This window comes from Methylocaldum sp., assembly GCF_039794385.1.
GTDB lineage: Bacteria > Pseudomonadota > Gammaproteobacteria > Methylococcales > Methylococcaceae > Methylocaldum.
This window is the reverse complement of sequence record NZ_JBDIVO010000331.1, coordinates 1-4,972: the sequence shown is the minus strand read 5'-3', so window position 1 is coordinate 4,972 and position 4,972 is coordinate 1. Positions and strand designations below refer to the sequence as shown.

9 protein-coding genes are annotated in these 4,972 nt (G+C 53.8%); 4 read left to right on the top strand and 5 right to left on the bottom strand.

The features are described from left to right. Together ABJK70_RS20050 and ABJK70_RS20045 are read left to right on the top strand one after the other, a co-directional pair. Positions 1 to 632 (top strand): sigma-70 family RNA polymerase sigma factor (locus ABJK70_RS20050; protein WP_347258880.1); only part of this gene is annotated, 632 nt, incomplete at its 5' end. Between the two features lies 1 nt (position 633). After that, the gene (locus ABJK70_RS20045) at positions 634 to 843 is read left to right on the top strand and encodes a zf-HC2 domain-containing protein (RefSeq protein ID WP_077730224.1); all 210 of its coding nucleotides are present in this window, start codon (positions 634 to 636) and stop codon (positions 841 to 843) included. A gap of 46 nt (positions 844 to 889) precedes the next feature. Here ABJK70_RS20045 and ABJK70_RS20040 read toward each other — a convergent pair whose 3' ends face one another. From ABJK70_RS20040 to ABJK70_RS20025, 4 genes are all read right to left on the bottom strand, one after another. Further along, positions 890 to 1,531, bottom strand: a complete 642-nt coding sequence (locus tag ABJK70_RS20040; protein ID WP_077730237.1) for a hypothetical protein — start codon at positions 1,529 to 1,531, stop codon at positions 890 to 892. Between the two features lie 443 nt (positions 1,532 to 1,974). After that, positions 1,975 to 2,127 (bottom strand): hypothetical protein, encoded by a 153-nt coding sequence (locus ABJK70_RS20035; RefSeq protein WP_347258879.1) that lies wholly within the window; start codon positions 2,125 to 2,127, stop codon positions 1,975 to 1,977. Between the two features lie 52 nt (positions 2,128 to 2,179). Then, a complete protein-coding gene (locus ABJK70_RS20030; RefSeq protein WP_156880111.1) occupies positions 2,180 to 2,431 on the bottom strand; it encodes a hypothetical protein in 252 nt (83 codons plus the stop codon). A 22-nt stretch (positions 2,432 to 2,453) separates the two neighbouring features. Next, the gene (locus ABJK70_RS20025; RefSeq protein WP_077730240.1) at positions 2,454 to 2,666 is read right to left on the bottom strand and encodes a hypothetical protein; all 213 of its coding nucleotides are present in this window, start codon (positions 2,664 to 2,666) and stop codon (positions 2,454 to 2,456) included. Positions 2,667 to 2,756: 90 nt separating this feature from the next. Here ABJK70_RS20025 and ABJK70_RS20020 point away from each other — a divergent pair, with 90 nt between their 5' ends. After that, complete coding sequence (locus ABJK70_RS20020; protein WP_086135714.1) at positions 2,757 to 3,053, top strand: helix-turn-helix transcriptional regulator; 297 nt, start codon at positions 2,757 to 2,759, stop codon at positions 3,051 to 3,053. A gap of 422 nt (positions 3,054 to 3,475) precedes the next feature. Here ABJK70_RS20020 and ABJK70_RS20015 read toward each other — a convergent pair whose 3' ends face one another. Continuing rightward, complete coding sequence (locus tag ABJK70_RS20015) at positions 3,476 to 3,976, bottom strand: hypothetical protein (RefSeq protein ID WP_347258878.1); 501 nt, start codon at positions 3,974 to 3,976, stop codon at positions 3,476 to 3,478. A 131-nt stretch (positions 3,977 to 4,107) separates the two neighbouring features. Here ABJK70_RS20015 and ABJK70_RS20010 point away from each other — a divergent pair, with 131 nt between their 5' ends. Beyond that, positions 4,108 to 4,356, top strand: coding sequence for a hypothetical protein (locus tag ABJK70_RS20010; RefSeq protein ID WP_143735161.1), 249 nt, complete (start codon positions 4,108 to 4,110; stop codon positions 4,354 to 4,356). Positions 4,357 to 4,972: the final 616 nt, after the last annotated feature.

The window sequence follows — 4,972 nt, the reverse complement described above, 5'->3', positions numbered from 1 at the left end:
TTAAAGTGAAAAGGCACCAGAACAATGGCCCGAAGCGAACAAGAAAACCGAAGGGGCATGCCTTGACCGATGACACGCTGATACAACACCGCCCGATATTGTTCCGCTATGCGCTGCTGCATCTGCGTGATGCCGACTTGGCGGAAGACGTGGTGCAGGAAACCTTGCTGGCGGCCTTGCAGTCCGATGCCGGTTTTGCCGAACGCTCATCGTTGCGTACCTGGCTGATTGGGATCCTGAAGCACAAGATCGCCGACCAACAGCGTCGTGACGCACGAGAAACCCGTTTGTTCGAGCCGGACCGAATTGGGGCGGACGAGGACATTGAGGAGCACTTGTTCAACGCCGAAGGGAGTTGGCACTCACCGCCCAAGGTCTGGTCGCATCCTGAAAATGCTCTGGAACAGGAGGAGTTCTGGCGTATCTACGAGTGGTGCCAGCAGAATCTGCCGGCGCGTCAGGCCGAAGTATTCATGCTCAGGGAACTGGTCGGATTGGAGCCGGAAGAAATCTGTAAGGAAGCTAACCTCAGTTCGACCAATTATTGGGTTACGTTGCATCGTGCCCGCATGAGATTGCGGGCATGTCTGGAAGCGCGGTGGTTCGGCAAACAGCAGACCGGAGATAAATAACATGCGTTCCTGCCGGGAAGTCAGTGAGCTGGTGTCCAAGTCATTGGACGTTCACTTGAGTCTGAGAGAGCGGATGGCAGTGCGGCTGCACCTGATGATGTGCAGGCACTGCAGCAACTTCAAGAAACAGATGTTGTTCCTGCGCCGGGCGGGTGCGAGTTATGTGGAGTATCTGGAAAAAACAAGCCGTAAAGAATCGGTCAAGCGTTAAAGGCCGGCAATGCCGGCCTTAAAACGGGGAGCGATCAATTCATGGTTCATTGAACCGTACAAATTGCATGAATCATCAAAATGTCCCCCGGAACGACAGCGCTGTAGAACACCGTCCAACCGTCCCCTTCCGGCGTGGGCCTGCTGGCAACGGCGCTGACCGTGCCGCCTTCGTAGTAGCCGCCGCCTGTAACGACCGGGTGAGAGGCAGGGCATTTCAGGACCTCATTGAGGTATACGCCGGGCAGGACGTTAAAGGTCTCTTTCACGAACTTGAAACCGTTGCCGCCGTCGCGAGCGCAGATTGTGGTTCCGTCCGACAGAATCTCCTGGATGGCATAGCCTTCTTCGCAAGCGCCGTTGATACGGTCCTGCTTGGTCTGTTCCAGAGTGGCCAACTGGTTTTGTAACAGGTTAAGTTGAGTATTCAGCGTGCTCAGCTCGGTTTCGTGTTCACTGGCTGTTTGGCTCAGCATGACTATCTTGGCACTTGCCTCGTCGATTTGCGCTTGCAGGGAGGCTTTCACCTGGTCCAGCTGGCTCTGCAAATCGTTTACCTGCCCCTGCAAAGCTTGAAACGGTTTGCCATTGGCGCCGGGATAGGCGTTATTGGTCTCGGCATTCACTGCGGTAGCCAGACATGCGGCTGCAACGAGGCTGGAAAGGGAAAAAGCGGTTTTCTTGATCATGGAACTGTGTCCTTTTTGTTTTGTTTATTGAATTCGTTTTATCTGGATCTGCCGGTTTGCATATCCATGACCGATGTATTGAATAAACCGTGCCAAACATGAATAACCATGAAAAATCAGATGCTTATCAGGCTTGCTGAACCGAAGAGCTTCGGATTTCACTGTTGGGGCAGCCCAACGGCTTTACGCTTTAAGTTATTCATGTCGATGATTTATATGGGATCTTGTACTGTTAGCTAAAACCAACAGCGCTCGAACTCTACCGGTTCCTCGTATTTCGTCCGGATATCGGAATAAAAGAAAGTGCATTGACTTTGTCGAAAATCGCTCTTCGTGCCGAAGCAATGAACCGATAAGAAAAGGGATATCAGGCATTCGTTGCCGGGCGTGCGGCGCCCGCATTGCAACGTCAATGGGCCCTTGCCTGCCCCACGTGACTGAATCTAACCACCCGTCCCGGTGAAGAGGCGAAGCGCCACCAGTCGATCGACGATCAAGCCGCCGATGCCGATGCAGGCAGCGGTGAGCAGGAGGGCGGCGAGAACGATGTGGGTCTCGGTTCGGGCCAGAAACCTTGAGAAACGGAGGAGGCTCATCGGGCGTTCGCCGGCGTGGTTGTCGGATGTTTTCATCTTCTGGGTAGAGGGACTATTCGCCCGGATTGCGCCGGCTTTTCAAGCGCCGATACTCGGCGTCCAGGGCGTTTTGCGCATGTTTGACGATCGACTCTCCCGCAGTTCCGGCAGTGAAGAGGAGAAAGCCTTGAAGCTGATTCCGGTACATCAAATAGCCGAGCTCGACACTGCCGCCGCGGCGGACATAGTCGACCAGCCGGGTCACAATCGACTGACAGGCAGCGTGGAGATCGCCGAGGGGCATCTTGGTTTGATAGATAGACATCGGTGCTTTCCCTGTGGCTTGGCTAGAAATACGCCTCCTGCTCGAGGCAGCGCAGGGTGAGCTTGACCATGTTGATCAACCGATGCTTGCCGATGACGATGCTGTCCACCTGACCCCGATCGACCCACCCCTCCACCACACCCGGCGATACCCCCACCAGTTCCGCGAACTTCTCCCGGTGCATCACCTGCACGTGCGGCAGCAACAGAACTTGACGGATGGCCTGTTCGTCCATAATGTCCCCTCATTGCGTTACATTGGGAAATAACATGCTATTTGAACATGTATTTTATACATTACGGTAAATAGTACAAGTATGAGATCTATGCTTGACGAATTTGCCGCGAACGACCGAATTAAGCAGCTACGGAAGACATTAGGCCTGACGAGGGACGAATTCGCCCAAAAGACAGGGATAGGAACGAACCAGCTCAGCAATTTGGAACACAAGAAGCAGAAGGTTTACGCCTGGCATATCGAGGCGATTTCCAACGAATGGCCACAGTACGGTTATTGGCTTTGTACGGGAAAAGTCCTGCCCGATGCCGGGCAAATCAGCCCCGAAATCAAGGAATCGCAGAGATATTTGAAAGTGGCCGAGCCACCGCCGGAGAAGCGCTGACGAGAGGGAGGACAATAGCCGACCGGCGTATTTTTGGGGACATCAACTTCACCCAAATCCCCGTACAGTTCCGTGTCGATAATGTAACTCGCCGGGAAGCCATCGATTTCTGTTAGCTATGGACGACGTAAGAATCAAGGGATGCTTACGGAGCTTCTCATAACGTTTCGGAAACAGTGTCGCGTCGATCCTCCCCCTGTTCGTACCAGTAAGCAATTTTTAAGACGTTTCTCTACCTCTCACTCTTTTACTGTCCGTTTCGGGTTTGTCCTGGCTGAATTTGAGAAAACGGAAAAGATAAGAGATTGTTCGAGAGTTCGGCCAACATCGGGTGAAGAGAAAACAGCCTCTAACTCGAAAGGAAAAGCGAGATTCGTCCGCTGTTTCCGACGTTGTCCTACGAACCAATTGTTGGATGCCGGCTAGCCATTGCCGATGCTCGATTTCTCTTCACTGCGCAGGAGGAGAACGCGGCCGGCTCGGCGGATCAGCGTATCTTTGGAGTGCCCGCGATATTGCATGACGGAGCCGGCGACTGTGAGGGCGAAGTGAACGGACGCAATGGCGGATTTCCGATTCGACGAGACCTCGACTTCGTCAATGTGATGCTCGTAGCCGAGCGTGGCTATACCGCCTAGGCGCGCTCCGATGTCAGCTATCCCCTGGTACATCTGTTTGTAGGCCGCGCAGGTTTCCTCTTTGTTCTGCGTGACCTCCACTCGTTGGCCGTAAACGACTGATATGCCGCGACTCTCAAAGTCGTTATCCAATAAATTGCAGAGCGCTTCTGGATTGCGGCTCAACGTCGCGTGGGTCTGCATTTGGTAGAAGGCCCTGACCTGATCGTCCGAGATCTTGCGCCCGCCGATGAAGTAATACCAGCTGACTCCGGCCAGGATTGCGACCAATAGCAACATGCGCATCTAAATCTCCGAAAAGTTGTTGATGATCCGCCTGCGGCGGTGCCAAATTAGGTTGGAAGAATGAATAAGATTGGCCCAATTTACGCCGATCAATCCAGGAACCTGGCCAAGAGCCGACTAAAGAAACTCACATGGCGCTCACCTTTAGGGCTCAGGCGACCGGCGGACAAATAGTTGCTAACGGCGAAAAAACCGCAGATCAAGGCAAAGGCGATGCCCAACCATTGAAGCCAATGAATCCGCCGAGTGAAGATCGCCTCAACCGCAGGGAAAAACATGCTGCTGCGACGGCTTTCAAGGAGATGATTCATCCACGCCGGCAGCAACCAATAGAACATCACAAACAGTACAAGGCCAAAGAGCACTGCACCTTTCCATGACAAACGGTTTGCAATGTGAGTCGTGTCACTCAACACCCCCTGACCGCGAGCGTTTGCGACGATATCGGCGACGGTAACCCATGTTTAAACGTCGTTTCGAATAATCCCAGCAGATAAGTCTAGTGACTTCGCGGCTCAAAAAAGCCAGGTTTGAGTCGGAAAAGGCTGAAAATCGTGTAAGCCAGAACTTACGAATAGATAGAAAAAGGATTGGAGGCGGCGTTACGGCCTTTCGGAAAGCTTCACTCTGCTCGGTAAAGTCTTCCAGCGGCAAAGGGGTAAAAGCGAACCAAGCTCAAAACTACCGCCCTGTTGTCTTATGATGCGCTCGCGCCTAGAGAATTTTCCGATCCGGTATCAGGGAGCCCGATATGTAGGTCGGCAATCCCTTCCCAATCGCAAACGGCCGCCCTGGGAAGGGCCTGGCCGGCGCTCCCGGCCAGGCCGTTTGCGATTGGAAGGGTCATCCCAGCGCTCCTGGGATGACCGTTTGCGATTGGAAGGGTCATCCCGGCGCTCCTGGGATGACCGTTTGCGATTGGAAGGGTCATCCCGGCGCTCCTGGGATGACCGTTTGCGATTGGAGCGCCAGGACGCCCCTTCCCACAAAGTCCTT